The organism is Actinomycetospora sp. TBRC 11914, from assembly GCF_012933465.1.
In the GTDB taxonomy this organism is placed as follows: Bacteria; Actinomycetota; Actinomycetes; order Mycobacteriales; family Pseudonocardiaceae; genus Actinomycetospora.
In genome coordinates, this window is record NZ_JABBND010000013.1 from 114897 (window position 1) to 140861 (window position 25965).

Here is a 25965-nt window from a genome sequence, read left to right on the forward strand (position 1 = left end):
TCCCGCCGTCCCGACGAGGGAGGATCGTTGGCGTCGATCGACGAGCTCATGCACGCGAACCTGCTCGAGGTCTTCGGCGAGCGGGACCCGGTGGCGCGGAAGGCGGCGATCGCGCGGACCTACGCGCCGGACGTCGTCTTCTCCGACCCCGAGGAGACGGTCACCGGGCACGACGCGCTCGACGCGAAGGCCCAGGGGCTGCTCGACTCGTCGCCGGACTTCGTGTTCACGCCCGGCGGGTCGGTGCACGTCGTGGACGACCTCGGTCACCTGGCCTGGGAGTTCGGCCCGGCGGGGAAGCCGCCCGTCGCCCGCGGCGCCGACATCGCGCTGGTCCGCGACGGGCTGATCGTCCGGCTCTACACGCTGCTGCTCTAGCGGCTACAGGCCCCGCCGGAAGTTGACGTACGACCGCGACGGCGTCGGGCCCCGCTGGTCCTGGTAGCGCGACCCGTACACCGGCGAGCCGTAGGGGTGCTCGGACGGCGACGACAACCGGAACAGGCACAGCTGCCCGACCTTCATCCCCGGCCACAACCGGATCGGCAGGTTCGCGACGTTCGAGAGCTCGAGCGTCACGTGGCCGGAGAACCCGGGGTCGATGAACCCGGCCGTGGAGTGGGTCAGCAGGCCCAGCCGGCCGAGACTGCTCTTTCCCTCGAGGCGCCCGGCGACGTCGTCCGGCAGCGTGATGACCTCGTAGGTCGACCCGAGGACGAACTCGCCCGGGTGCAGGACGAACGCCTCGTCCTCCGGCGGCTCGACCATCCGAGTCAGATCGTCCTGCTGCAGCGCCGGGTCGATGTGCGTGTAGGCGTGGTTGTTGAACGTGCGGAAGTGCCGGTCCAGCCGCAGGTCCACGCTCGAGGGCTGCAGCAGCGTCTCGTCGTACGGGTCGAGCGCGACGCGTCCGGCGGCGATCTCGGCGCGGATGTCGCGGTCGGAGAGCAGCACCCTGGGACCCTATCGGCGCAACGCGACACGCCGGGGGCCGGGCATCTGGGTCGGGTCGGCGTCGACGGAGCGCTGCTGCCGCGGGTGAGGGGCACAGGGCGCAGGGCGCCGGGGGCCGGGCATCTGGGTCGGGTCGGCGCCGGCTGAGCGCTGCTGCCGCGGGTGAGGGGCACAGGGCACAGGGCGCCGGGCCTCGGAATCTGCCTGACGTACCCCTCGCTCATTCCGCGTTCCGGTGCCCGAACGAGCGAAGGGCCCCTCCGGTCGACTAGATCGACCGAAGGGGCCCTTCGCTCAGGACCGGCCCGGGACTACTCGCCCGGGTTCTTCACGTTCGCCGACGTCGCGGTGGTCGACGGGTCGGAGTCACCGGGCCCGTCGGTCTCCGCCTCCGGCGCGACCGCCTCGGTGTCGGCGTCGACCGACGAGACCGCGGTGGTCTCGGCGTCGACGGACGAGACCGCGGTCGTCTCGGCGTCCACGGAGGACACCGCGGTGGTCTCGGCGTCGACCGACGACACCGCCACCGTCTCGGCCTCCACCCCGGCGGCCGGCGCGGACGACGAGCCCCGCTTCACCGCGGCCAGCAGCATCTGCGAGACGTCCATGACCTCGGTCCCGACGGCCTTGGACTCGCTCTGCCGCTCGGTCAGCCCGTCGGTGAGCATGACGCGGCAGAAGGGGCAGCCAGTCGCGATCGTGTCCGGCTCGGTGGAGAGGGCCTCGTCGACGCGCTCCATGTTGATGCGCTTGCCGATGTTCTCCTCCATCCACATCCGCGCACCACCGGCGCCGCAGCACAGCGCCCGGTCCGCGTGACGTGGCATCTCCTTGAGCACCGCACCGGCGGCCTCCACCAGCTCGCGCGGCGGGGTGTAGACCTCGTTGTGGCGGCCGAGGTAGCACGGGTCGTGGTAGGTCACCGTCTTGACGGCGGACCCGCCGTGCCCGTTCGAGGACCCGTTCGACGAGGCCCCGTCCTTCTCCGCCAGGGCGACGGCGGCCGGCGCGGCCTGGTCCTCCGGGTGCGTCCCGGTGCTGTGGCCGTTGGCCTTGACCAGCCCGCGCTCGGTGCCGTCGTTCTGCGGCCCGTGGTACTGCAGGTTGGTCGCCGGGTTGATGTCCAGCTTCGCGGTGGGCACCGGCGAGGACTCCGGCGCGACCGGCACGAGCTTCTTCTCGCGGACCAGCTGGTTGAGCAGCTGGGTGTGGTGGACGACCTCGTAGTGGCCGTCGAGCTGCGGGTACTCGCGGCCGAGGGTGTTCATGCAGTGCGGGCAGGTGGTGACGATCTTGCGCGTCCCGGGCTCGCGGCCCTCGAAGACGCCGTCGAGCATCTCCTTGGTCTGCATGGCCATCATCTGGAAGAGGAACTCGTTTCCCGAGCGCCGCGCCGGGTCACCGGTGCAGCTCTCCTCCTTGCCGAGCACGACGTAGTCGACGCCCGCGATGTGCAGCAGCTCGGCCGTGGCGCGCACCGTCTTCTTCGCGTTGTCGTCGAACGCGCCGGCGCAGCCGACGAAGAAGAGGTACTCGGTCTCGGGACGCAGCTCGCCGTCGAACTCGGGCACCTCGAAGGGCAGGTCCTTCGCCCAGTCCATGCGCGAGGAGTTGTTCTGGCCCCAGGGGTTGCCCTTGTTCTCCAGGTTGCGGAAGAGGACCCCGAGCTCACCCGGGAACTCCGACTCGATCATGACCTGGTTGCGGCGCATGTCGACGATGTGGTCGACGTGCTCGATGTCGACGGGGCACTGCTCGACGCAGGCACCGCAGGTGGTGCAGGACCACAGCACGTCGGGGTCGATGACGCCGAGCTGCTGGGCGGTGCCCACGAGCGGGCGCGCCGCCTGGATGTCGTCGGTGCCGGTGTGGCGCTCGTAGCCCGACTCGGGGACGCCGTGCCCGCCGTGCTCGTTCTTCGCGAGGCCCGCGTCCCAGTCGATGGCCCCGGCGTCGGGCATGTCCCTGCCGCCGATCATGTACGGCGCCTTCGCGAGCATGTGGTCGCGCAGGTCCATGATCAGCAGCTTCGGCGAGAGCGGCTTCCCGGTGTTCCACGCGGGGCACTGCGACTGGCAGCGACCGCACTCGGTGCACGTCTCGAAGTCGAGCATGCCCTTCCACGTGAAGTCCTCGATCTTGCCGCGCCCGAACGAGGCCTCCTCGGGCGGGTCCTCGAAGTCGATCGGCTTGCCGTCGTACTCGAGGGGCTGCAGCGGGCCGAGGGCCTTGGGCAGGCGCTTGGCGGCGACGTTGATCGGCGCGATGAAGATGTGCAGGTGCTTCGAGTAGAGCACCTGGACGAGGAACACTAGCGCGACGCCGATGTGCAGCAGCACCATGATCGTCTCGAGGACGAACAGCGTCGAGGGGGAGAGCCCGGTGAACAGCTGGCCGACCGCGATGGAGACCCAGGCGCCCGAGGTGTAGGGCAGGTTGCCGGCCGCCGACTCGATGCCGCGGAAGACGAACAGCGTCCAGACGACGTTGAAGATGAGGAAGAGCACGATCCACGCGCCGCTGGTGTGCGAGCCGTAGAAGCGCGAGGACCGCTGCTTGCGCTCCGGATCCTGGCGGACGCGCATGATCGCGAAGGTGATGATCGAGAGCAGGACCATCACCGCGATGAAGTCCTGCAGGAAGCCCAGGATCGGGGAGTGCCCGAAGCCGGGGATCGCGAAGTCGTCCACGAACAGCGCGCCGTAGGCCTCGATGTAGACCGTCAGCAGGATGATGAAGCCCCACATCGTGAAGAGGTGGGCGAGCCCCGGGACGGACCAGCGCAGCAGCTTGCGCTGCCCGAAGACCTCGACGAACTGGGCACGCACGCGGGCTCCGAGGCCCTCCGCGCGCTTCGCGTCGGGCTGCCCCGAGCGGATGAGGGTGAAGAGCCACCACGCCCGCCGGGCGGCGACAGCCCCCACGGCGACCGTGAGCGCGAGGCCCAGGATCAATCGGACGAGCACAGTTCGACCTCCCAGTGGACCCCTGCCCGGGCGGCACGGGTCGACAACCGTCGTTCGGCGCACTGTAACGGCTGGTCCTGACCGCGTCCCGACGAGAGCCGTGAGAATCTACTCACCAGTAACCCGGGCCGGGGAGATCGACCGCCCACGACCCCCGGTAGCCACACGCGCTCACTCTGTGGTGATCGCGGGACGACGTCGGGGGGAGCGTCCGGGCGCGCGTCCCCCCACACGGCCCGGGTTCGGGCCACGATGAGGCGCGGTCGCCGGGGATCACGTCCGCCCCCCGGTCACACGGTGACCCACCGTGTGGCGTCCGGTCGCACCCCGCGACGACGGGGGGTGGTCAGGTCCGGCGACCGACGTGTTTACTCGACCGGTCGAGACCGGCCGAGGACAGTGCCATCGAACGTCCGGGGAGGACCACCGCCATGACCGTCACGACCCTCGGTGCGCAGGTGGTCGGCGCGGGCGTCCCCCTCACCGACCTGCACGCGCTCGGCTCGGCCGTGGTGGCACAGGGGCTCGGGACCAACGGTCTGCAGGGCTGGATCCGCGACAACATCGTCCCGCTGATCCTGCTCGGCATCGCCGTCATCATGCTGTGGATCGGCGGGCGCGGTGACAACGCCGGCGTCGCCCGCCGCGGTGTCGGACTCCTGGTCGGCCTGGTCGCCCTCGGCATCGCCGTCTCGGGGCAGGGCCCGGCGGTCGGCCAGTTCCTGGCCCAGTTGATCACGGGGTGACGCGGTGCAGATCCGCACCGACGACGACGTGTACCGGGTCGACGCCGTCTGGCTCGGCCCGCCCCGCGCGACGTTCCCCTGGCGGGCCCGCTACTCCAGCTACGGCGTCGGGCTGATCGTCATGGTCGTCGTGATGTTCTTCCAGCGGCGGCTCGGCATCCCGATCGGCTTCTTCTCGGTGGCCTGGGCGCTGCTCATCACGGTGGTCGTGGTCCGCTTCGTCGCCAAGCGCATCGACGAGGACCGCCCGTTGCTCGAGTGGCTCACCCTGTTCGTCCACGAGCTGCGCGGACCGCGCCGGCGCACCCGGGGCGAGGGCAGCCGCGTCGGGACCGGGCACGTGGCGATCGAGGCCGCCCGTCCCCGCCGTGCCCTGCCGGCCGGGCACCCCGACCCCCACAGCGCCCTGGCGGTGCCCGGGCCCCGCGGCCGCACCACCACCACGGACGCCCCGGAGACGCCGCGCCCCCGGCGCCGGAACCGCCGCTCGTGGACCACCCGCGGCGGCGGGCCGTCCCCTGCCCCGCCGCCGCGCACGGCCGCCGCCGCACCCCCGCCCGACGACGACGGCGGCGTCCTGCACGTGCCCGCGCGTCGCGCGGACCGCCCGGGGACCGCCCGGACCCGTCCGCCCCGCTCCCGCCCCGCCTCCGGTCCCCGCCGCTACGGCCCGAGCGCGACGACGGCCGACGCGCCCCAGCGACGCGACGAGGAGGGCGACGGTGCTGCGCCGGCGCGGTCCTGAGACCGGCGACCCCGGCAGCGGCCGGCGGCGCTCGTCCCGGTCCACGCCCTGGCCCGAGGCGCCCGACGCCGAGGCCGAGCGGCCCGGCGCGGAGCCCGGCTGGGGGTCGTACCCGGGATGGGGTGCGTCCCGGCCGGCCGACATCGTCCCCGTCGACCGCCCGGAGCCCGACGACGTGCCCGGGGCCGACGACGACCTGCTGGACGCCTTCGGCGACGCCGCGGAACCATCGCGACCCGACGACCGGGACGCGGGCGAGGACGACGACCCGCGGCCCGGAGGCCTGCGCACCGGCCCGGGACGGCGTCGCCGGGGCAGGGCGCTCGCCGGCGGCTCGGCCGCCCCGTCCTACCGCTCGTCCATCGCCCTGCGCTCGATCGACGGCAACATCGCCCGCACCGGGTCGACGGTCACCGCCTGGTACCGCCTGGCCCCGCAGCCGTGGAGCTTCCGGTCGGACTCGCAGCGCGAGGCGCTGATCCGCCGTATCGCCAACCAGCTCGGTGAGCTGCAGGGCCGCTGGTGCCACCTGCGCGTCACCACGCGGCCGTTCCCGGTCGCCCGCTGGGCCGAGGCGTTCGACCGCAACTCCCCGGGACGCCTGCCCGACGTCGGGGGCGCACTCGGCTGGGAGGACTTCCTCACCGGCGAGCAGCACCACCTCATGGGCCTGTCGATGGCCGACAAGGAGGTCTTCCTCGGTGTCGAGGTGTCCGGCCGGTCGGTGGTCGACCGCTGGCTGGAGTCCGCCTCCCCGCTGCTGCACCGGGTCCTGCCCTCCGCCGCGAACGCCGAGCTCACCGCGCTCGAGACCGAGATCGCGCACGTCGACGCGCTCGTCGCCGGGCCCGGGCTCGACGGGGTGCCGTGCACCGCCGAGGACATGGCCTGGCTGATGCACCGCTCCTGCGCGCTCGGACTCCCGGCGCCGCGCTCGGTGCACGCCGAGGCCGGCGTCGCGTGGGAGAGCGAGGACCTCGCCGCGTTCACCGACGGCGTCGCGATGTACCAGGAGCCCTACGCGCCCACGGTCACCGTCCAGGGCCGGCACGGCCTGCAGCCGGTGTCGCGGCACGTCGCGGTGCTCTCGGTCGGGCTGATGGACTCGCTGCGCATCCCCGAGGCCGACGACCCGTGGATGCAGCGCAGCGACCGCCTCCCGTTCCCCGTCGAGTGGTCGGCGCGCATCTACGTGCGCCGCCCCGAGGAGGTCACCGGGGAGCTGCAGCGCCAGATGGGCAAGGTCCGCAGCCAGATCCGGCACTACACCCACGACCACGACCTCGACCCGCCGATGTCGCTCGAGCGGCAGGCCGACCGCGTGCTGCAGATCGAGGACGAGCTCTCCGGCGGCCTGACCCACCTCAACACCCGCGTCTACGGCTGGTGGCGGGTCGCGGTGTCCGGCCGCGACGAGTCCGAGGCGCTCACCCGGGCCCAGCAGGTGCTCGACCTCTACCGCCCGCGGGTGGCCCTGGAGCACCCGGAGGCCCAGTACGCCTACGCGCGGGAGTTCATCCCGGGCGAGCCGCTGGCCTCGACGGCCTACCGGCGCCGGGGGTCGGTGACCTGGGTGGCCGCCGGGGTGCCCGCCGCGTCGGCGAGCGTCGGCGACCGCCGCGGGGTGCTGCTCGGCGAGACCTGCACCGCGACCCGCCGCCCGGTCGCCTGGGACCCGTGGATGGCGCAGGAGGTCCGGCGGGCGTCGGGGCTCACCGCGGTGGTCGGCGGGCTGGGCTCCGGGAAGTCCTTCCTCACCGGCCTGATGGTCTACAAGACGCTGCGGGCCGGGGCGCGCTGGACGGTCCTCGACCCCTCCGGCCCGCTCGCCGAGCTCACCCGCCTCCCCGAGCTCGCGCCGTTCTCGCGCCACATCCACCTGCTCGGCGCCGACCCCGGCATCCTCAACCCGTACCGGGTGGTCGCCGAGCCGCGGCGCGACCACTTCCTCGACGAGCCCGACCCGGAGAAGGCCTGGCGCCGCGAGCGCTCGCTCGCCGCCGCGACCCGCCGTCGTCTCGTCCTCGACGTGCTCACCGGGCTGCTGCCCTACGACGTGGCGCGCCTGCCCCACACCCGGATCGTGCTGCTCCGTGCGGTCCGCGAGGTCGGCGGCGCCCAGCACCGCGACCCGGGCCAGGTGATCGCGACGCTACGCCGGCACGCCCGCGAGGGCGAGGAGCACGCCGACGTCGTCGCCGACTTCCTCGAGGAGCGCCGCGAGCTGCCCCAGGCCGCGCTGCTCTTCCCCGAGCACACGCCCGACCCGGCCGACCCGCGGGGGCCGGACGACAGCCCGGTCGGCGACCCGTCGATCCTCGACGAGGAGGACTACCGGCTCACGGTCCTGACGATGCAGGGGATGTCGCTGCCCCGGCCCGGCAGCCCGCGCGAGGAGTGGACCGACGGCGAGTCGCTGGCCGTCGAGCTGCTCAACCTCGCGTCCTGGCTGACCCAGCGGACCGTCTACACCGCCGACCGGGACCTGCGGAAGGGCGTCGCGCTCGACGAGACCCACTTCCTGTCCCAGATCCCCACCGGCAAGGTGCTGATCGACCGGCTCGCCCGCGACTCCCGGAAGTTCAACGTCCGGGCCCTGTTCGCCTCCCAGCTCGCCGGCGACCTGCTGCGGGTGCCGGGCTTCGCCTCCCTGGTCGACGCGGTCTTCGTCGGGCGCACCGACGACGCCGAGGCCCAGGCCGAGGCGCTGCGGCTGCTGCGGGTGCCCACCGACGTCGGCTACGAGGAGATGCTCGGGACGCTGTCCCCGCGCCCGACCGCCTCCCGCTCGGCGGGCGAGCACGACGACAGCCCCGACGACACCCCGCGCCAGTTCGTCTTCTCCGACGGCCACGGCGGCGTCGAGAAGATCCGGGTCGACCTCGAGGGCCCGCACCTGGAGCACCTCCGCCAGGCGCTGGACACCAACCCCGACGCCCGGCGCGCCCACCTGGCGACCACGGTGCCGCGCACCGCGCCGGCGGCCCGCGAGCCCGACGACGACGCGCGCCCGGCGCCGGTGCGGGAGCAGGGCGTCGTCGGGGACACCGAGCAGGGGCCCGGCGACGACGGCGTCGCGGTCGGCCGCGGCCCGGGACGGGGCGGAGGCGACGGGTGATCGTCGTCGTCGCCATCCTGGGCGCGGCGCTGGTGATCGGCTGGCGGCGGGGGTCGCGGAGCCCGGCGGCCCGTCCCGCCGACCGGGTCCCCCACGGCAGCAATGGCGCATTCCTCGCGTCGGGTGACAGGACGGCGCCGTTCGCCCGTTTCCTGTGGTCGGTCCTGCGTGGCGGCAATGGCACATTCCTGGCGTCCGGTGCGAGGACGGCGCCGCTCGCGCATCGGCCCCGTCGGCTCCACCTGCCCCGCACCCGCCGGGCCCGGGCGCTGCTCGTGGTCGGCTCGCTGGTGGCGGGGCTCGTCCTCGTCGGGGGGACCGCGTCGGCGCAGGCGTTCGACTGCAAGGCCCCGCCCGACCCCGACCGGCCCGGCACCGGGCTGGTCGGCTCGCTCGACCCCTCGCCGATCGGCGTCGGCACCCCGGGCAGCGTCTACGACCAGGTCGGCTACGCCGGGCAGGTCTGGTGGACCTACGACCTGGGCTGCGGGCCCGGCGGCGCCCGCGACCCCGCCGCGGCCACCGACACGTGGCTGGGCAACCAGGTCTTCGACGTCGCCAAGCTGATCGTCGGCGGCGTGAACTGGGCGCACTACCTCATCGCGCGCGGCTCCAGCCTCCTCACCCCGCTCGACGGCGTCATCCAGACCGGCACGCGGGCGATGTACCAGGCGGTGTTCACGACGTGGGTCGGGGTCGCGCTGGCGGCGCTCGCCGTGATCATGCTCGTGCTCGCGATGCGCGGCGACCTCTCCCAGCAGGCCCGCCGCGGGCTCGTCGCGGTCCTCGCGCTGGGCCTCGCCGCCGCGGCGTACGCGGCGCCGATCCAGTGGTCGCGCGCCCTCGACGGCGTCCTGCTCGACGGCGTCACCGCGATGCAGCAGGGCTTCCTGCGCCAGGTCGGCGTCGGCGACCAGAACACCCTGCCCACGGTGCTCACCGACCAGATCGTGTACTCGAACTGGCTGCGCGGGGAGTTCGGGTCGGCCGACGTGCCGCAGGCCCGCGACCTCGGGCGGCCGCTGCTCGAGGCCCAGACGTTCACGAAGGTCGAGGTCGCGACGGGCCAGGACGGCCAGGCCCAGGCCGACGCCAAGAAGCAGCAGTTCACCGACATCGCGAACAAGGTCGGCGACCGCTACTCCTACTTCCAGGGCCGGTCGGGCTCGCGGGTCGGCGCCGGGGCGCTCGCCCTGGTCCAGGCCGCCTGCATCGCGCTGTTCCAGCTGATGAGCAAGCTCCTCGTGCTGGTGTCGATGCTGATGATCCGGCTGCTCGTCATGGTGGCGCCCGCGCTCGCGGTGGTGGCGCTGCTCAAGCCCGAGGTGCTCCCGGCCATGCTGCGCATCGGCGGCGCGGCGCTGGTCAACACCCTGCTCGTGGGCGCCCTGGCCGGGCTGCACTCGCTGCTGGTGATCTCGCTCTTCCGGCCCGGCTCCGGCGTCGACACCTGGCTCGGGCTGCTCGTCACCGGCGTCGTCACGGTGATCCTCTGGGCGGTGTCGCGGCCCTTCCGCCGGCTCGCCTCGATGGTCACGCTCACGCGCGAGCAGGTCGGCGGCATCTTCCCGGCCGCCGGGACCGGCGCGCTGGGCCGGGCGTTCGGGCGGCTGCGCGGCGCCGGCGACTCCCACGAGGACTCCTGGTGGGGCGAGCGCGTGGACCGGCGCCGCGGCGGCACCGTGCTGCGGCCCGAGGAGTCGGGGGTCGACGAGGCTGCGCGGTCCGCCCGGACCGGGCGCACCGTCCACGTCGAGTCGGAGGTGGTGCGGGGCTCGTCGGGGTCGTCGGGCAGCGGCGTGCCCCGCCGCGAGATCGACGCCTCCCGCCCCGCCCTGCCCCGGGCCGCGCCGCGGGTCCCGGAGGTGGACGGGGCCCCGTCGCAACGCATCTACCGGCCGTCGCGCCGCGTCGAGGACGGCGGCCGCGTCGTCGAGGGGCGGGTGCTGCAGAGCCGGGTCGAGCGGTCCGGGCCCGACGCGTCCGGCCCGGCCGTGACCCCGACGCCGGGAGCGACGCGTGCCGATCCGGACTAGGCGCGGACGCTCGGGCGCCTACCGCGGGCTGTGGGAGTGGCCGCTGCACTCCCCGGTCCGCTTCGTCGTCGTGCTGGTGCTCCTCGCCGGCGTGGTGGCCGGGGTCGCCTATGTGGGGACCTGGGCGTCGTCGCGCTCCGGGCACACCTCGGGCGCCCTCGCGCCCGTCCCCGACGTCCCGACGGTGACCGCGGTCCCCAGCGCGGCCGCGTCACCGCCGCCGGAGCTCACGCCGGCGAACCTGCCGCTGTCCGCGGCGCCGCAGGCGGCGCTCGGCGTCGCGCAGCGCTGGGCCACCGCCTGGGCCGACCACCCGGCCGGCGTCACCGGCGCCCAGTGGAGCCAGCGGCTCGCGCCGTACACCACCGACGAGTACCTGCCGGTGCTCGCGTCGGTGGACCCCGCGAACGTGCCGTCGTCGCGGGTCACCGGGCCGCCGCGGGCCGTGGAGGTGCACCCGGACTCGCTGCGCGTCGACGTGCCCACCGACGCGGTGACCCTCCAGCTGCTCGTCGTGCAGGTCGGCGCCGGGGACTGGCGCGTGGCCGGGTACGACCGGGCGTCGTGAGGCCGCGCCGTGTCCACCCTGGTCCCGCCGCCGCGCCGTGAGCGTCCGTCCCGCCCCGGCCGCCCGGTGCGGATCCTCCCGCCGCGGCTGCGGTTCCTGCGCCTGCTCATCCCGGTCGGGCTCCTCGCCCTGGCCCTCGTCGTGGTGCTCCTGGGCGGGCTGCTCGTCGTCGGGCAGTTCACCGGCGGCGGCGACCAGGACGCCGCGGGGACCTGCGACGCGGGCGACCGGGCCGCCGTCGGGATCCCCCGCACCGCCGCCGACCTGCAGCCGGTGCAGCGGCAGGCCGCCGCGACCATCGTCGGGGTCGCCAAGGGGATGAACGCCCCGCCGCGGGCCTGGATCGTCGCGCTCGCGACGGCGATGCAGGAGTCCGGCATGGGGACGGCGGGCATGGACGTCGCCGTCGACCACGACTCGCTGGGCCTCTTCCAGCAGCGCCCCAGCCAGGGCTGGGGCACCCCCGACCAGATCCGCGACCCGGTCCACGCCACGCAGACCTTCCTCGCCCACCTGCTCGCGATCCCGGGCTGGCAGGACATGCCGGTCACCCAGGCCGCCCAGACCGTGCAGCGCTCGGCGTTCCCGGGGGCGTACGCGAAGTGGGAGCCGCTCGCCGCGAGCCTCGTCGGCGACCTCGCCGGCGTGACGAGCGCCATCCGGCCGTGCGCGGAGGGCCCGACGGCGGGCGTGGCCACCTCCCTGCCGCCGGGGGTCGCGAAGAGCGCGATCGACTTCGCCGTGGGCGAGACCGGCAAGCCCTACGTCTGGGGCGCCACGGGGCCGTCGAGCTACGACTGCTCCGGGCTCATGCTGCGGGCCTTCCAGGCCGCCGGGGTGGTGCTGCCGCGCGTCGCGCGCGACCAGTACGGGGCGGGCGCCCACGTGCCCGTGGCTCAGGCCCAACCCGGTGACCTGCTGTTCTGGGCCTACGACACCTCGGACCCGTCGACGATCCACCACGTCGCGCTCTACCTGGGCGACGGCAAGATCATGGAGGCCCAGCAGACCGGGGTCCCGCTCGGCGTCCGCCCGGTGAAGTTCACCGAGTCCGAGCTGGTGCCGCTCGCGACCCGCCCGGGCACCGCACCCCAGGCATGAGGGTTGAGCGCGCCGGGAACAACTCCGTGAGGTCGTCCGTTGGCCTCCACGAGAGCAAGTTGAGCGACTGACACTCACCCCCGGGTCGCCCCCGACGATCAGGGCCGGTAGAGTTGAGCGCAACGGGCTCACACTACAACGACCTAGGACTCATCGAGAGGAGTCGTCAGCATGGCGCGAGCGGTCGGCATCGACCTCGGCACCACCAACTCCGTGGTCGCTGTCCTGGAGGGCGGCGAGCCGACGGTCATCGCCAACTCCGAGGGCAGCCGGACCACCCCGTCGGTGGTCGCCTTCGCCCGCAACGGAGACGTGCTGGTGGGCCAGTCGGCCAAGAACCAGGCCGTCACCAACGTCGATCGGACCATCCGGTCGGTCAAGCGGCACATGGGTACCGACTGGACCACCGAGATCGACGGCAAGAAGTACACCGCGCAGGAGATCAGCGCCCGCACGCTGATGAAGCTCAAGCGCGACGCCGAGTCCTACCTCGGCGAGGAGGTCACCGACGCGGTGATCACCGTCCCCGCCTACTTCGAGGACGCGCAGCGCCAGGCCACCAAGGAGGCCGGCCAGATCGCGGGCCTCAACGTGCTGCGCATCGTCAACGAGCCGACCGCGGCCGCCCTCGCCTACGGGCTGGAGAAGGGCGAGAGCGAGCAGACGATCCTCGTCTTCGACCTCGGCGGCGGCACGTTCGACGTCTCGCTGCTCGACATCGGCGACGGCGTGGTCGAGGTGCGCGCCACCAACGGCGACAACAACCTCGGCGGCGACGACTGGGACGAGCGGATCATCAACTGGCTCGTCGACAAGTTCAAGGGCTCGCAGGGCATCGACCTGTCCAAGGACAAGATGGCCATGCAGCGCCTCCGCGAGGCCGCCGAGAAGGCGAAGATCGAGCTGTCCAGCTCGGCCTCCACGAGCATCAACCTGCCCTACATCACGGTCGACGCCGACAAGAACCCGCTGTTCCTCGACGAGACGCTCTCGCGCTCGGAGTTCCAGCGGATCACCTCGGACCTGCTCGACCGCTGCCGGCGGCCGTTCAACCAGGTCATCAAGGACGCCAACATCTCGGTGAGCCAGATCAGCCACGTCGTGCTGGTCGGCGGCTCGACCCGCATGCCCGCGGTGACCGACCTGGTCAAGGAGCTCACCGGCGGCAAGGAGCCCAACAAGGGCGTCAACCCGGACGAGGTCGTCGCCGTCGGCGCCACGCTGCAGGCCGGCGTGCTGCGCGGTGACGTCAAGGACGTCCTGCTGCTCGACGTCACCCCGCTGTCCCTCGGCATCGAGACCAAGGGCGGCGTGATGACCAAGCTGATCGAGAAGAACACGACGATCCCCACCAAGAAGTCCGAGGTCTTCACGACGGCGGAGAACAACCAGCCGTCGGTGCAGATCCAGGTCTTCCAGGGCGAGCGGGAGATCGCGGCCTACAACAAGAAGCTCGGCATGTTCGAGCTGACCGGCCTGCCCCCGGCCCCGCAGGGCGTGCCGCAGATCGAGGTCACCTTCGACATCGACGCGAACGGCATCGTCAACGTCTCGGCGGTCGACAAGGGCACCGGCAAGTCGCAGGCGATGACCATCACCGGCGGCTCGGCCCTCTCGAAGGACGAGATCGACCGCATGGTGGCCGACGCCGAGGCCCACGCCGACGAGGACCGCCGGCGCCGCGAGGAGGCCGAGACCCGCAACCAGGCGGAGTCGCTGGTGCACCAGACCGAGAAGGTCCTGTCCGAGAACGGCGACAAGGTGCCGTCCGAGGTCAAGGACAAGGTCCAGGGCTCCCTCGACGACCTCAAGAAGGCCCTCGAGGGCGACGACACCGAGGCCGTGAAGTCCGCGGTGGAGAAGCTCGCGACCGACTCCCAGGAGCTCGGCCAGGCAATCTACTCCCAGCAGCAGGCCGGTGAGGCCGCCGGCGCGGCCGGTGACGCCACGGGTGCCGCCGGCGCCGACGACGACGTCGTCGACGCCGAGGTCGTGGACGACGACGACAAGAAGTGACCACGCCGGACACCGGTGCCGCGCCCGGCCCCACGGCCGGGCGCGGCCGACCCGAGGAGGAGGTCACCGTGGAGCAGCCGGCCGAGGAGTCGGTCAAGACTGATGACGTTGTCGGGGTGCAGGAGGAGTTCGGCGCCGGCCCGGACGCCCCGGTCGGGACGACCGACGAGGGCGCGCCGACCGACGGCGACCAGGCTCCCGACGCCGCCCTGGGCGGCGTCCCGACGAGCGGGACCGCGAGCGCCGACGGCGCGGAGGGTTCCGCGGCCGGCGCGGGCGCGCCGGCCGACCCCGAGCTCGCGCGCCTGCGCACCGAGCTCGAGGAGCGCACCGCCGACCTGCAGCGCGTGTCGGCGGAGTACACGAACTACCGGCGCCGGGTGGAGCGTGACCGCGAGGCCACCGTCACCGGCGCCAAGGCCCAGATCGCCGGGGAGCTGCTCACCGTGCTCGACGACGTCGAGCGCGCGGGTGCCCACGGCGACCTGACCGGCCCGTTCAAGGTGGTGGCCGACCGGCTCACCGAGACCCTGACGCGGGCCGGGCTGGCGGGCTTCGGCGAGGTCGGCGACGCGTTCGACCCGTCGGTGCACGAGGCCGTCGCCCACGGCACCTCCGCGGAGGTGGACGGTCCGACGGTCACCACCGTGATGCGCCGGGGCTACCGCTTCGGGGACAAGGTGCTCCGGGCGGCGATGGTCGAGGTCACCGACCACGACCCCGACGCGGTGCCCGCGAACAGCGGCTCCGCCGGCGGGGGCGAGACCGCGTGACACGCCCGGGCCGGGACTCCCGGCCCGGGCGCGCGCGCTCCACACTGACGAGAGGGCCCGCACCCACGCCGGGCTCGCGGGAGGGAGGACGAACCCACGATGGCGAATCGTGACTGGCTCGAGAAGGACTTCTACCGCGAGCTCGGCGTCGCCAAGGACGCCTCGCAGGACGAGATCAAGAAGGCGTACCGCAAGATCGCCCGGGAGAACCACCCCGACACCAAGCCGGGCGACGCCACGGCCGAGGCCCGGTTCAAGGCCGCGGGCGAGGCCTACGGCGTGCTCTCCGACACGGAGAAGCGCAAGGAGTACGACGAGGCCCGCAGCCTGTTCGCCGGCGGCCGCTTCGGCGGGTTCGGCGGGGGTGGCGGCGGCTTCGGCGGCCGCGGCGCGGGCACCGGGGCCACCGGTGGCTTCGACGTCAACGACCTCTTCGCCGGCGGCGGCCGTGGCAGTGGCGGGGGCGGCCTGGGCGACCTGCTCGGCGGCATCTTCGGCGGCATGGGCGGGGCGGGCACCACGACCGACCCGACCGGCGGCATGGGCGGCGCCGGCATGGGCGGCGGCCTGGGCGGCACGACGAGCCCGCGGCGGCGCCGCGGCGCGGACGTCGAGACCGAGGTCCGCATCGACTTCGGCGAGGCCGTGAATGGCGCGACGCTCCCGCTGCGCCTCACCTCCCCGATGCGCTGCGGCACCTGTGAGGGCTCGGGCGCCAAGCCCGGCACCACCCCGCGCACCTGCCCCCGCTGCGGCGGCGCCGGACTCGTCTCGCGCAGCCAGGGCGCGTTCGCGTTCAGCGAGCCCTGCCCCGACTGCCGCGGCACCGGGCACCTCGTCGACGACCCGTGCCCGGAGTGCGGCGGCGACGGCGTCAGCTCCCGCCCGCGGACGCTGACCATCCGCATCCCCGCCGGTGTCGAGGACGGCAAGCGCATCCGGCTCGCCGGCAAGGGCCAGCCCGGCCCGTCCGGCGGCCCGTCCGGCGACCTCTACGTCGTGGTGCACGTCGCCCCCGACGCGGTGTTCGGCCGGTCGGCCAAGAACCCCGACGACCTCACGCTCGCGCTCCCGGTGACCTACCCGGAGCTCGTCCGCGGCGCCACGGTGACGGTGCCGACGCTCGAGGGCCGCATCTCGCTGAAGGTGCCGCCGGGCAGCTCGGCCGGCCGCACGCTGCGGGTGCGCGGGCGCGGGGTCAAGCGCAAGGACGCCACCCCGGGCGACCTGCTCGTCACCCTCGAGCTCGCCGTGCCCTCGCGGCTCTCCGCCGAGGCCGACGAGGCCCTCGACGCCTACGCCCGCGCCACCGCGGGCGAGGACCCCCGCGCCCACCTCATGGATCGGGCGGAGGCCGGTCGCAGGGAGGCGGCGTCGTGAGCGGGCGGCGGGGCGACGGCGCGGGCCCGCAGGGCGGGTCCGCGATCCCCGGCCTGCCGGCCTGGGCCGACGAGGACACCCCGGTCTTCGTCATCTCCATCGCCGCCGAGTTCTCCGGAATGCACGCCCAGACGCTGCGGTCCTACGACCGCATCGGCCTGGTGCGCCCCGGACGGGCCAGCGGTGGCGGCCGGCGCTACTCGGTCCGTGACATCGCCCTGCTGCGCGAGGTCCAGCGGCTCTCCCAGGAGGAGGGCGTCAACCTCGCCGGCATCAAGCGCATCATCGAGCTCGAGCGCGAGGTCGACCAGCTTACCGACCGGCTCGCCGAGGTGACCGACGAGCTCGCGCGCAGCAAGGCGCGGGTCCAGACCCTCACCGAGCAGCGCTCGGGCGGCCGGGACGACCTGCTGCCGGTCCGCCGGACCCAGTCCGTCGTCGTCTGGCAGCCCGGCCGGCGCTCCGTCGAGCCCACCGAGAGGCCCCCGGACGACGACGGCGCGCAGTGACGCGCCGAACCGGCCTCAGTCCTCGTCGTCCTCGGTGAAGGGGTCGTAGTGGATCCGGTCCAGCGGGGTGCCGTCGACCAGCAGGGCCGCCGTTGTCGCCCGGATCATGTCCGGCGACCCGGCGACCACCACGTCGTGCTCGAGCCACGGCCCGGCGCGGGTGACGGCCTCGACGACGGTGCCCGGGGCCAGCTCGAGGTCGAGCGGGTCGGACTCGCAGGCGCCGACGACGGCCAGCCACGGCGCGTCCTGCGCCAGGACGGCGAAGCGGTCGAGCGAGTGCAGGTCCTCGGGGGTGCGGCCGCCGACCACCACGGTGGTCGGCCGGACGTCGACGCCGGCCGCCGCCTGGGCGGCCAGGTCCTCGCACAGCGCGAGCGCGACGGCGGCTCCGGTCCCGCCCGCGACGACGAGCAGCTCGCGCTCGGCGGCCGCGTCGGCGGTGAGCTCACCCTCGGCGGGCCCGATGCTCCAGCGCTCGCCGACCTGGCTGTGCGCGACGATGCTGCGGCTCACCCAGCCGGCCGCCACGGCGCGGACGTGGAACTCGAGGTGGCCGTCGCGGCGGGGCGCGCCGGCCGGCGTCAGGCGCCGCCACATCCGCGGGCGCTGCGGCACCTCGACGGTGACCCACTGCCCCGGGCGGTACTCGACGGGGGCGTCGGGGGCCACGGTCACGACGGCGAGGTCCCAGCTCAGCCGCCGGTGGGCCACGACGGTGCCGGTGACGACGCCGGGCAGGGTGGCCGCGCGACGGCGGGCGGGCTCGGCCGCGAGCGAGTAGGCCAGCACCCAGGCGGCGTCGGCGCCCGGCGCCCACAGTTCGCCGGCGAACTCCCGCACCGCGCCGACCAGGGCGACGCCCACCGGCTCGTCGGCCTCGGCGTCGAGGCCCAGGGCGCGGGTCTCCTTGGCGAGCCCGCCGATCGCGGTCGCGAGCTCCCGGGGCCGGTCGACGGCCGACATCGCGGTGATCGTGGCGCGCAGCAGACGCCGCGCGGCGCGGTCGGCCTGCGTCGGGAAGTGGGCGCGCAGCCCGGGCGCGAGGCTGAACAGCAGCGCCGCGAACCAGTGCGCGAGGTCGGCCTCCTGGTCGTCGAGGCGGGACCAGACCGCGCGCACGGCCTCCCCGGCCAGGGCCACGTCGGAGCGGGGCGAGGTCAGCGGGGTGGTGGACTCCGGGCGGACGCCCGTCGCCGGGGCGGCCCCGCGGTCGGTGAACAGGTCGTTGCCCGCGAGGGGCGCAGGCTCCTCGGCGTGAGGGACTGCGTCCTGCTGAGGTGCGGCCTGCTGGGGCGCGGCCTGTGCGGGTGCGGCCTGTGCGGGTGCGGCCTGTGCGGGTGCGGCCTGCTGGGGTGCGGCCTCGTCGGGAGCGGGCTCCGCGGGGACGCGGGGGACGATCGCGGTGCGGGCGTCGTCCGGGACGTGGCGCGGCGCGGAGGTCGCGGTACGCGGGGCGGGCGAGGGCAGCGGCGCGGTCGGGAGGGCTTCGGGCGGCGGCGGCACGGTGGGTGGCGGCGCGAGCGCGGTGGGGCCCGGGCCGGCGGCCCTCGGGGCGGGGCCCGGTGGGGTCGGGCCCGGTGGGGTCGGGCCCTGTGGCGTCGTGCCCGGGGCGGCGGGGCTCGGGGCGGGGCGGGGCGCGGCCTGGACCAGGCGCAGCACCCGGCCGCGGGCGGGCGGCGCGTCCGCGGGGACGGGCCGGGCGGGGGGTGTCGGGCCGGCGTCGGGAGCGGGGTGCTCGGCGCGCGGCGGGGTCATGTCCCGACCGGTGCTCTCGCGCGCAGCCCTACCCCTCGGCACGGCTGGGCCGATCGGCTCGGCAGCTTCCGCCGACATGCCGAACCCCCTTCGTCGCCCGGCGAAGTCCCGTCCCTCGCCTGGGTCGCGGTCATCATGACAGAGCGTGCCGCGCGGCAGCCAACCGTCCCCGTTCCGTCACTCACGGTGTTGACCGGGATGTCCGGAACGTCGAAACCGCCATGAGTTGAGCGGAACAGACTCAAGTTCCGGCACGTTGCTCCCGGAGAAGGGTCTTCCGGACGCGTCCCGGCGCGTCGAGGAGCGACCCACCCCCCGACCACGCACGATCACCAGCACGCGAGACCCGGCCAGGAACCGGGTCGCAGAAAGGCCTCGCAGATGGACTTCTCGCCGACGACGCGCACCCAGCAGGCGGTGTCCGCCGCGGTCCGCGCCGCCACCGCGTCGGGAAACCCCCAGGTGTCCCCGGCCCACCTCGTCGTCGCCCTCCTCGACCAGACCGACGGCATCACCACCCCCCTGCTCAAGGCGGTGTCGGCCGACCCCGCGGCGGTCCGCGGGGAGATCGAGCGGCTGATCGCCTCGATGCCCAGCGCCACCGGCTCGAACGTGTCCGCGCCGCAGTTCGACGGCGACTCGGCGCGGGTCCTCACCCACGCCCAGCAGCTGGCCGCCGACATGGGCGACGAGTTCGTCTCCACCGAGCACCTGCTGGTGGGTGCCGCCGCCGCGGGCGGGCGCACCGCCGAGATCCTCAAGCGCCACGGCGCGACCCCCGAGGCGCTGCAGGAGGCCTTCGGCAAGGTCCGCGGCTCCGCGCGGATCACCTCGCCCGACCCCGAGGGCACCTTCCAGGCCCTCGAGAAGTACGGGCAGGACCTCACCGAACGTGCCCGCTCCGGCGCGCTCGACCCCGTCGTCGGGCGGGACGCCGAGATCCGCCGCGTCGTGCAGGTCCTCTCGCGGCGCACGAAGAACAACCCCGTCCTCATCGGCGAGCCCGGCGTGGGCAAGACCGCGATCGTCGAGGGCCTCGCCCAGCGCATCGTCGCGGGCGACGTGCCCGAGTCGCTGCGGGACAAGAAGGTCGTCGCGCTCGACCTCGGCTCGATGGTCGCGGGCGCGAAGTACCGCGGCGAGTTCGAGGAGCGCCTCAAGGCCGTCCTGGGCGAGATCACCGACTCGGCGGGCCAGGTCATCACCTTCATCGACGAGCTGCACACCATCGTCGGCGCCGGCGCGACCGGTGAGTCCGCGATGGACGCCGGCAACATGATCAAGCCGATGCTCGCGCGCGGCGAGCTGCGGATGGTCGGGGCCACCACGCTCGACGAGTACCGCAAGCACATCGAGTCCGACCCCGCCCTGGAGCGCCGCTTCCAGCAGGTCCTCGTCGGCGAGCCGAGCGTGGAGGACACCGTCGGGATCCTCCGCGGGCTCAAGGAGCGCTACGAGGTGCACCACGGCGTCCGGATCACCGACGCCGCGCTCGTCGCCGCCGCCACCCTCTCCGACCGCTACATCACCGCCCGGTTCCTGCCGGACAAGGCGATCGACCTCGTCGACGAGGCGAGCTCGCGGCTGCGCATGGAGATCGACTCGCGGCCGGTGGAGATCGACGAGGTGGAGCGCGCCGTGCGCCGCCTCGAGATCGAGGAGATGGCGCTGGCCAAGGAGTCCGACGCCGCCTCGGCCGACCGGCTCGTCGCGCTGCGCGCGGAGCTGGCCGAGAAGCGCGAGGAGCTCGACGCGCTGACGGCCCGGTGGACGGGGGAGAAGGAGTCGATCAACTCCGCCCGCGACCTCAAGGAGCAGCTCGAGACGCTGCGCGGGGAGTCCGAGCGCGCCGAGCGCGACGGCGACTACGCGAAGGTCGCCGAGCTGCGCTACGGCCGCATCCCGGCGCTGGAGAAGGAGCTGGCCGCCGCCGACGAGGCGTCCGCGGCCGCGGGTCCGGTCATGCTCAAGGAGGAGGTCGGGCCCGACGACGTCGCCGACGTCGTCTCCGCGTGGACCGGCATCCCCGCCGGGCGGCTGCTCGAGGGCGAGACCCAGAAGCTGCTGCGCATGGAGGATGAGCTCGGCCGGCGCGTGGTCGGCCAGGCCGAGGCGGTCCGTGCGGTCTCCGACGCGGTGCGCCGCACCCGGGCCGGCGTCTCCGACCCGGATCGCCCGACCGGCTCGTTCCTGTTCCTCGGCCCCACCGGCGTCGGCAAGACCGAGCTGGCCAAGGCGCTCGCCGCGTTCCTGTTCGACGACGAGCGGGCCATGATCCGCATCGACATGAGCGAGTACGGCGAGAAGCACTCGGTCGCGCGGCTCGTCGGGGCGCCCCCCGGCTACGTCGGGTACGACCAGGGCGGCCAGCTCACCGAGGCCGTCCGGCGCCGGCCGTACTCGGTGGTGCTGCTCGACGAGGTCGAGAAGGCCCACCCCGACGTCTTCGACGTCCTGCTGCAGGTGCTCGACGACGGCCGCCTCACCGACGGCCAGGGCCGCACGGTCGACTTCCGCAACACGATCCTCGTGCTGACCTCGAACCTCGGCTCGGCGGCGCTCATCGATCCGTCGCTCGACGACGCCGGGCGGCGCGACCGGGTCATGGAGGTCGTCAAGCACTCGTTCAAGCCCGAGTTCCTCAACCGGCTCGACGACGTCGTGGTCTTCCACGCCCTGTCGACCGAGGAGCTGACGTCGATCGTCGACATCCAGGTGCAGCGCCTGGCGGGCCGGTTGGCCGGCCGGCGGCTCACGCTCGAGGTGTCCGACGCCGCCAAGGAGTGGCTGGCCCTGCAGGGCTTCGACCCCGTGTACGGGGCGCGGCCGCTGCGCCGGCTGGTCCAGTCGGCGATCGGGGACCAGCTCGCCCGGGAGCTGCTCGGCGGCGAGGTCCGCGAGGGCGACACCGTGCGGGTCGACCTCGACAAGGACGCCGACGGCGGGGCGGGCACGCTGACCGTGGCCCGCGCCGCGTAGGCCCCGATTTCTGAGCGAAGGGCACCTTCGGTCGACTAGATCGCCCAGGGGTGCCCTTCGCCGGAACCGGCGCCGCGCCCCGCGTTCCGACCGAAGGGCCCCCTCGCTCGATCTATCCGAGCGCGGGGGCCCTTCGCTCGTCCGGGCCGGGCCGGGCCGGGCCGGCGAGGGGCACGTGGCGCATGAACGGTCGGGTTTCGGGGTGCCTGGTGTGCTCCTCGCGCTGGGGCCGGCCCCAGCCCGACCGGCGACGGGCACGTGGCGCAGCTCCGACGGGTCCGGGCCGTGCGTGGTGTGCCCCTCGAGCGGAGGGCTGTCGGCGTCCAGCCGGCGACGGGCACGTGGCGCAGCTCCGACGGGTCCGGGCCGTGCGTGGCGTGCCCGTCGCGCGCCGAGCGCCCGCGTCGAGCCCCTGCCGAGCGCACCTCGCGAGGGGAGAGTTCCGCCGCTCTACCCGCACGAGGGCTCCCCTCGCGCCGGGGGCCGGGCGTCAGACCTCGCGCACCCGCCCCGCCTCGACGTGCCAGTGCCGGGTGGTCGACACCGCCGCGAGCATCCGCCGGTCGTGGGTGACCAGGAGCAGCGTGCCCTCGTACGCGTCCAGCGCCGACTCCAGCTGCTCGATGGCGGGCAGGTCGAGGTGGTTGGTCGGCTCGTCCAGGACCAGCAGGTTCACTCCGCGGGCCTGCAGCAGCGCGAGCGCGGCACGCGTCCGCTCACCCGGCGACAGCGAGTCCGCCGCCCGGTGCACGTGCTCGGCCCCGAGCCCGAACTTCGCGAGCAGGGTCCGCACCTCCGACGTCGGCCAGCGGTCCACCTCGGGCTCCCGCGAGAAGGCGTCGAGCAGCGACGAGCCGGACGGTCTCGATGGGTCGAGCTCCCCTATCGGCGTGCTCCCCTCGATGCTTCGTCTCCCGAGCACCGCCCGCGCCTGGTCCACCTCCCCGACGACGACCCCCGACCCGAGCGAGGCGGACCCGGCGTCGGGAGCCAGCCTCCCCAGCAGGAGGGCGAGCAGCGTCGTCTTCCCCGCGCCGTTCGCGCCCGTGACCGCGACCCGGTCGCCGTAGTCGAGCTGCAGCGTCACCGGGCCGAGCGTGAACCCGCCGCGACGCACGACCGCCCCCGTCAGCGACGCCACCACCGTCCCCGACCGCGGCGCCGCCGCGATCTCCATCCGCAGCTCCCACTCCTTGCGGGGCTCCTCGACGACCTCGAGCCGCTCGATCCGCCGCTGGGTCTGGGACACCTTGGCGGCCTGCTTCTCGGTGGCCTCGGCACGGAACTTGCGGGCGTTCTTGTCCGAGTCGGCTCGTCCGCCCTTGCGCCGCGCGTTGCGCACGCCGTGCTCGAGCCAGTTCCGCTGCTCGTGCATCCGCGTGGTCAGGGCGGCCCGCTTGTCCGCGTACTCCTCGTAGGCCTCCCGCGCGTGCCGGCGGGACACCGCCCGCTCCACCAGGTACGACTCGTAGCCGCCGCCGTAGAGCGCCACCTGCTGCTGGGCGAGGTCGAGCTCGAGGACCTCGGTGACCGTCCGGGCGAGGAACTCGCGGTCGTGGCTGACCAGCACCGTCGGGGCCCGCAGCTCCCGGACGAACCGCTCGAGGCGCTCCAGCCCGGCGAGGTCGAGGTCGTTGGTCGGCTCGTCGAGCAGGAACAGGTCGAAGCGGGCGAGCAGCAGCGCCGCGAGGTTGACCCGAGCCGCCTGGCCACCGGAGAGCGCCGTCATCGGGGTGTCGTCGGGCAGGGCGAGCCCGAGGTCGTCGGCGACCTCGGGCACCCGGTCGGTCAGGTCGGCGCCGCCGAGCGCGAGCCAGCGCTCGAGCGCCTCGGCGTAGCGGTCGTCGGCGCCCGCCGAGCCCGCGCCGACGGCCTCGGTGGCGGCGTCGAGCTCGGCCTGCGCGGCGGCGACCCCGGTCCGCCGGGCGAGGAACGCCGCCACGGTCTCGCCGGGGCGCGGCGCCGGCTCCTGCGGCAGGTACCCGACGGTGGCCGTGGGCGGCGCGAGCTCGACGGTGCCGGCGTCCGGGGCGGTCAGCCCGGCGAGGATCCGCAGCAGGGTCGACTTCCCCGCCCCGTTGGCGCCGACGAGCCCGACGACGTCGCCGGGGGAGACGGTGAGGTCGACGTCGGAGAAGATCGTCCGGGCACCGTGCGCGGCCGAGACGCCCCGCGCGACGAGGGTGGCGCTCACCTGTTCGACCCTAACCGCGCCCGCACCGCCCCTGAGCAGGCGCGTCGCCACGTCGAAAAGGCGGCCGTACCCCGAGTGTCGTCCCCCGGTGGGGTCGGGGGCAGGCCGTACGCTCGCCGGGTGCCTGCCTGGATCTGGTTCGTCGTGGCGCTGGTCGCCGCAGCCGGCGGCGCGCTGCTGCTCTGGTACGACCGCGCGCGCCCGACCCGCCGGGGCAACGGCCGGCGTGACTGGGCGGCCTCCAAGGGCTGGGAGTTCACCGACGCCCTGTCCTCGCCGCCGCACGCCTGGCGCTACGGCACGCTGCGCGGCGAGGGCCCCCGGGCGGCCTACGACGTGGCCACCGGCGCGGTGCCCGGCCCGGGCGGCCGCCGGCTGGGCTGCATCTTCGATCAGGAGCAGGACGGCGTGACGGTCGCGACGGTGGCCGCGGTGCGCGGCACCGTCGCCGTCCCGGTCGCGATCGAGCTGCGGCTCCCGGAGTCGCCGCGTCCCGACGACGACGAGCTCGACAACCTCGGGCAGGTCGGGCGCCGGTACGCGTTCGTCAGCAACGCCCTGGAGGGTCGCCGGCTGCTCACCCGGCAGGTGACCGACGCGGCCGACCGCGTGGGCGCCGACGTGCCGCTGGTGTGGGCGGAGGACACCTGGGTGCTGGCCTCGATCGACCCCGACGCCGACCCGGACCGCGTCGAGGGCCTCATCGAGTCGCTGGTCGACGTGTCGGCCGCGATCAAGGAGGCCGTCGAGGGCGGCGGCTCGCACCTGCCGGCCGCCGGCAGCCCGGCCGACGAGGCCCCGACCGCCGTCGTCGGGGGCCGGGGTCGCGCCGGGGCCGCCGTCGACGAGGCCCCGACCACGACGGTGCGCAGCGCCCGCGAGGACCCCGAGGACGAGGCGCCGACCAGCACGGTGCGCCCCGGCCGCCCCGACGACGACGCCCCGACCACCACCATCGGCGGTCGCGGCCGGACGGGCGGCGCGGGTCGGGCCCCGGCCGCGGACCGCGACGACGACGAGGACCTCGAGTACGACGAGGAGCTCGAGCGGTTCGCCTCCGGCGACGAGGACGCCAGCCCGTACGGGCGCGGCTCCGAGCCCACACACCGCGACCGCCCGGGCGACATCCCCTACGACCTCGAGCAGGACGACCCGGGTTCCGACCCGCCGTCCGGGGACACGCGGTCGTCGAAGGGCGCCACCTGGCGCAGCGGACCCTTCCGCGGGCGATGACGGGCCCGATCGCGCGGCCCGTCGCCCTCGTCACCGGCGCCAGCTCGGGGATCGGCACCGAGTTCGCCACCCAGCTCGCGGGCCGGGGCCACGACCTCGTGCTCGTCGCGCGCGACGAGGCACGCCTCGAGGCGCTGGCGACCGAGCTCCGCGGCCGGGGGTCGCACGCCGAGGTCCTCGTGGCCGACCTTGCCGACCCGGCGGCCCGCGCCCGCGTCGAGCGCCGCCTCGCCGACCCCGGCGACGCGGCCCCGGTCGACCTGCTCGTCAACAACGCGGGCTACGGCACCGCCGGCGAGTTCATCGAGACCGACCCGGCCGTCCTCGCGGCGAACCACGAGGTCAACGTCACCGCCGTGCTGCTGCTGTGCCGCGCCGCGCTGCCCGGCATGGTCGCGCGCGGCCGCGGCGGGGTGATCAACACGTCGAGCGTGGCAGGCTTCCTGCCGGGGCGCGGCTCCGTGTACGGCGCCGGGAAGGCCTACGTCACGGCGCTCTCCCAGAACCTCTTCATGTCGGTGTACGGCACCGGGGTCCACGTCATGGCGCTGTGCCCGGGCTACACGAAGACCGAGTTCCACGAGCGCTTCGGGCAGGGCCGGCCGGGCCCGGGGTTCCTGTGGCTCGAGGCCGACCGGGTGGTCGCGGACGCGCTCGCCGACTACGACCGGCGCCGGGAGCTGTCGGTGCCGGGGGCGGTGTACAAGGCGATCGTGGCCGGGAGCCGGCTCGTCCCGCTGCCGATCCTCCAGCGGCTCGCCCGGCGCAGCGCCTCCGGCCGGGGCTGACGTCTCCGGCCGGGGCTGACGTCTCCGGCCGGGGCTGACGTCTCCGGCCGGGGCTGGCGCGGGCGGGCCGGGGCTGGCGCGGGCGGGTCGGCGTCGCGGGC

General features: G+C 74.6%; 18 protein-coding genes. 14 read left to right on the top strand and 4 right to left on the bottom strand.

What is annotated here, in order from left to right; all coding sequences use genetic code 11:
* Positions 1-27: 27 nt before the first annotated feature.
* A complete protein-coding gene (locus tag HH311_RS19895) occupies positions 28-378 on the top strand; it encodes a nuclear transport factor 2 family protein (protein WP_169185426.1) in 351 nt (116 codons plus the stop codon).
* Between the two features lie 3 nt (positions 379-381).
* Here HH311_RS19895 and dcd read toward each other — a convergent pair whose 3' ends face one another.
* Positions 382-954 (bottom strand): dCTP deaminase, encoded by a 573-nt coding sequence (dcd, locus tag HH311_RS19900; protein ID WP_169185427.1) that lies wholly within the window; start codon positions 952-954, stop codon positions 382-384.
* Positions 955-1265: 311 nt separating this feature from the next.
* Positions 1266-3920 carry a heterodisulfide reductase-related iron-sulfur binding cluster gene (locus HH311_RS19905; protein ID WP_312030259.1) on the bottom strand — a complete coding sequence of 885 codons (2655 nt, stop codon included), beginning with the start codon at positions 3918-3920 and terminating at the stop codon, positions 1266-1268.
* Between the two features lie 431 nt (positions 3921-4351).
* On the opposite strand from HH311_RS19905, the gene HH311_RS19910 reads away from it, so the two are divergent.
* The 10 genes from HH311_RS19910 to HH311_RS19955 all read left to right on the top strand — a co-directional run bounded on the left by HH311_RS19910 (position 4352) and on the right by HH311_RS19955 (position 16912).
* The gene (locus tag HH311_RS19910; protein ID WP_312030260.1) at positions 4352-4666 is read left to right on the top strand and encodes a hypothetical protein; all 315 of its coding nucleotides are present in this window, start codon (positions 4352-4354) and stop codon (positions 4664-4666) included.
* Between the two features lie 4 nt (positions 4667-4670).
* On the top strand, positions 4671-5411 hold the full coding sequence (locus HH311_RS19915; protein ID WP_169185428.1) for a hypothetical protein: 741 nt from the start codon (positions 4671-4673) through the stop codon (positions 5409-5411).
* Between the two features lie 283 nt (positions 5412-5694).
* Positions 5695-8529 carry an ATP-binding protein gene (locus HH311_RS19920; protein ID WP_248292827.1) on the top strand — a complete coding sequence of 945 codons (2835 nt, stop codon included), beginning with the start codon at positions 5695-5697 and terminating at the stop codon, positions 8527-8529.
* A complete protein-coding gene (locus tag HH311_RS19925) occupies positions 8526-10565 on the top strand; it encodes a hypothetical protein (protein ID WP_169185429.1) in 2040 nt (679 codons plus the stop codon). Before HH311_RS19920 ends, HH311_RS19925 begins: the two co-directional genes overlap by 4 nt.
* Positions 10549-11133 carry a hypothetical protein gene (locus tag HH311_RS19930; protein WP_169185430.1) on the top strand — a complete coding sequence of 195 codons (585 nt, stop codon included), beginning with the start codon at positions 10549-10551 and terminating at the stop codon, positions 11131-11133. Before HH311_RS19925 ends, HH311_RS19930 begins: the two co-directional genes overlap by 17 nt.
* 96 nt (positions 11134-11229) lie before the next feature.
* Complete coding sequence (locus HH311_RS19935) at positions 11230-12234, top strand: C40 family peptidase (RefSeq protein ID WP_211190536.1); 1005 nt, start codon at positions 11230-11232, stop codon at positions 12232-12234.
* Positions 12235-12405: 171 nt separating this feature from the next.
* On the top strand, positions 12406-14250 hold the full coding sequence (dnaK, locus tag HH311_RS19940) for a molecular chaperone DnaK (protein ID WP_169185431.1): 1845 nt from the start codon (positions 12406-12408) through the stop codon (positions 14248-14250).
* Positions 14247-15023, top strand: a complete 777-nt coding sequence (grpE, locus tag HH311_RS19945) for a nucleotide exchange factor GrpE (RefSeq protein ID WP_312030262.1) — start codon at positions 14247-14249, stop codon at positions 15021-15023. The genes dnaK and grpE overlap by 4 nt, the downstream gene beginning before the upstream one ends.
* Before the next feature lie 99 nt (positions 15024-15122).
* Positions 15123-16403, top strand: a complete 1281-nt coding sequence (locus HH311_RS19950) for a DnaJ C-terminal domain-containing protein (protein ID WP_169185432.1) — start codon at positions 15123-15125, stop codon at positions 16401-16403.
* Complete coding sequence (locus HH311_RS19955) at positions 16400-16912, top strand: heat shock protein transcriptional repressor HspR (RefSeq protein WP_312030263.1); 513 nt, start codon at positions 16400-16402, stop codon at positions 16910-16912. The genes HH311_RS19950 and HH311_RS19955 overlap by 4 nt, the downstream gene beginning before the upstream one ends.
* Positions 16913-16927: 15 nt before the next feature.
* Here HH311_RS19955 and HH311_RS19960 read toward each other — a convergent pair whose 3' ends face one another.
* Positions 16928-18670, bottom strand: coding sequence for an FAD-binding oxidoreductase (locus HH311_RS19960; protein ID WP_169185433.1), 1743 nt, complete (start codon positions 18668-18670; stop codon positions 16928-16930).
* A gap of 381 nt (positions 18671-19051) precedes the next feature.
* Between HH311_RS19960 and clpB the strand changes: the two genes are divergently transcribed.
* Entirely contained in the window at positions 19052-21649 is a 2598-nt protein-coding gene (clpB, locus tag HH311_RS19965) for an ATP-dependent chaperone ClpB (protein ID WP_169185434.1), read from the top strand.
* 490 nt (positions 21650-22139) lie between these two features.
* Here the strand turns inward: clpB and HH311_RS19970 are convergent, their stop codons facing one another.
* A complete protein-coding gene (locus HH311_RS19970; protein WP_169185435.1) occupies positions 22140-23843 on the bottom strand; it encodes an ABC-F family ATP-binding cassette domain-containing protein in 1704 nt (567 codons plus the stop codon).
* 120 nt (positions 23844-23963) lie between these two features.
* Between HH311_RS19970 and HH311_RS19975 the strand changes: the two genes are divergently transcribed.
* Positions 23964-25076, top strand: coding sequence for a hypothetical protein (locus tag HH311_RS19975; RefSeq protein ID WP_169185436.1), 1113 nt, complete (start codon positions 23964-23966; stop codon positions 25074-25076).
* Positions 25073-25864, top strand: coding sequence for an SDR family oxidoreductase (locus HH311_RS19980; protein ID WP_169185437.1), 792 nt, complete (start codon positions 25073-25075; stop codon positions 25862-25864). The genes HH311_RS19975 and HH311_RS19980 overlap by 4 nt, the downstream gene beginning before the upstream one ends.
* Positions 25865-25965 lie beyond the last annotated feature (101 nt).